Source organism: Salinivibrio sp. PR919, assembly GCF_001995355.1.
Classification (GTDB): domain Bacteria; phylum Pseudomonadota; class Gammaproteobacteria; order Enterobacterales; family Vibrionaceae; genus Salinivibrio; species Salinivibrio proteolyticus.
In genome coordinates this window covers 1-2,022 of the sequence record NZ_MUFL01000160.1, presented here as the reverse complement: position 1 = coordinate 2,022, position 2,022 = coordinate 1, and the positions used below count along the sequence as shown (strand labels likewise).

Below are 2,022 nucleotides of genomic sequence, written 5' to 3'. Positions count from 1 at the left end.
ACCTTATTAGGGGTGTTGGCCGCGGTGTTGGCGACACCACCTTATCTAAAAGAAATTGAACCTGTGTAGACTTATTGCGGTCATAGAGCACGAGACACACAACAGGGCTTGCAGTTTTACCCCGCTTGGGTATATTTTTGCATGCTTAATCAGCAATTCGGTCTTCGACGATTCGGAAACGAGGTTTGAATGACAAAAGAGATGTACGCACTGGCCCCCATCGCACAGGATAACTTAGACAGTTACCTGCAGGCGGTGAATAGCCACCCCATGCTCACTGCCGAAGAGGAGCATGCGTTGGCCGAGCGTCTCCATTACCATGGTGATCTTGAGGCAGCGAAATCGCTGATCCTCTCACACTTGCGTTTTGTTGTTCATATCGCCCGTGGATACACCGGATACGGCTTACCCATGGCAGATTTAGTGCAAGAGGGTAACATCGGCTTGATGAAAGCGGTCAAACGCTTTAACCCAGAAGTCGGCGTTCGCCTTGTCTCCTTTGCGGTGCACTGGATCAAAGCCGAAATTCACGAGTACGTGCTGCGTAACTGGCGTATCGTTAAAGTGGCAACCACCAAAGCACAGCGTAAGCTGTTCTTTAACCTGCGCAAAAACAAAAAGCGCTTGGGGTGGTTTAACAACGATGAAGTGAACATGGTGGCGGAGCAACTTGGTGTTGATGCAGCAGAAGTCCGCGAGATGGAAGCACGTCTCGCCGCGCAAGATGCGACCTTCGAAGCCCCAGCAAACGCCGATGATGAGCGTGATGGCGCCGCCATGGCTCCAGTCTACTACTTAGAAGACAAGAGCTCTGATGTGGCGGCCTCGCTAGAGGCGGAAAACTGGGAATCGCACGCGAACCGTCGTCTTGCCCATGCACTGGCTGCATTGGATGAGCGAAGCCAACACATTGTTCGCGCACGTTGGTTGGATGATGACAAGGCCACGTTGCAAGATTTGGCGGATCATTACCAAGTCTCGGCTGAGCGGATTCGCCAGCTTGAAAAAAATGCGATGAAGAAACTGAAACATGCCATGGGTGACGCCCTATAGCGCTATCCATGCGAATAAACCGGCCCGCGGGCCGGTTTTTTTATATCTGTTGATCATCGGAGTTAGAAAGTTTCACGTAACTTATTCACAGCTTATCCATGATCAGATCTATATCTAGTGGATCCTATTCGACGATCTTCGCTTATCAACGCAATCCACACCTTTTTCCACAGACGATCAATAAATGACCATGACTTAACCTGTCTAACAAGCGAGGCGGCCTAAACTCAGGTACAATGCCGTTTATAACGAGCGGCGCGATAGCATCGTGCTACATAACTTTGGGAATAACTCTGTGAGTGGAGTGGAATTAGGTATGGATCAGTTTGCTCATATCTCTGTGACCGATGCGTGGGAAATGCTGCGTGATGATCAGCAAAATGCAGTATTAGTGGATATTCGCGATCCACAAACCTTTCAAGTGGCGCACTCTCAAGGTGCCTTTCACTTAACCAACGACACCTTGGTCGCCTTTATGGATCAGGTCGATTTTGATCAACCCGTACTGGTGATGTGCTACCACGGCATTAGCAGCCAAGGGGCGGCACAGTATTTAATTAACCAAGGGTTCGAGTCTGTCTACAGTGTCGATGGTGGCTTTGAGGCTTGGCATCGTCAGGCCTTGCCAACTGAGTCGGGACTGGAATAGGCGCAAGGAGCCTCTATGCAAAAAATGGCGGTACTGCCTAACGCACGGCTAGCGCAGGCATTTGTCGATTATGCAGCAGCGCATAAGGTGGCGATTGAGCTGGCACCGGAAGCGGATGCCCAAGTGGCGTTATGGCTGGTCGATGACAGCCAAGCCGCCTGGGTTGAACAAGAACTGGCCCGTTTTGTGGCGGAGCCTATGCATAGCCGCTATCAGGCTGCGTCTTGGCAGGTAGCGGAAACCCGTCACGCTCGGTTTCATTATCCCTCCGCAGGGTTATGGGTCACGCTCGGTTTCATTATCCCTCCGCAGGGTTATGG

Annotated in this window: 2 protein-coding genes and 1 pseudogene; all 3 read left to right on the top strand. The window is 51.2% G+C overall.

The features are described from left to right. The first annotated feature begins 189 nt into the window (after positions 1 to 189). Entirely contained in the window at positions 190 to 1,053 is an 864-nt protein-coding gene (gene rpoH, locus BZG83_RS16315) for an RNA polymerase sigma factor RpoH (protein ID WP_069589047.1), read from the top strand. A gap of 316 nt (positions 1,054 to 1,369) precedes the next feature. Beyond that, positions 1,370 to 1,702, top strand: a complete 333-nt coding sequence (gene glpE, locus BZG83_RS16310) for a thiosulfate sulfurtransferase GlpE (protein WP_069589045.1) — start codon at positions 1,370 to 1,372, stop codon at positions 1,700 to 1,702. A gap of 15 nt (positions 1,703 to 1,717) precedes the next feature. Beyond that, positions 1,718 to 2,022, top strand: a pseudogene (locus BZG83_RS16305) (rhomboid family intramembrane serine protease GlpG); the annotation flags it as partial.

Coding starts and splice junctions, on each gene's coding strand:
- rpoH (WP_069589047.1), top strand. CDS start 190: ATGACAAAAGAGATGTACGCACTGGCCCCCATCGCACAGGATAACTTA.
- glpE (WP_069589045.1), top strand. CDS start 1,370: ATGGATCAGTTTGCTCATATCTCTGTGACCGATGCGTGGGAAATGCTG.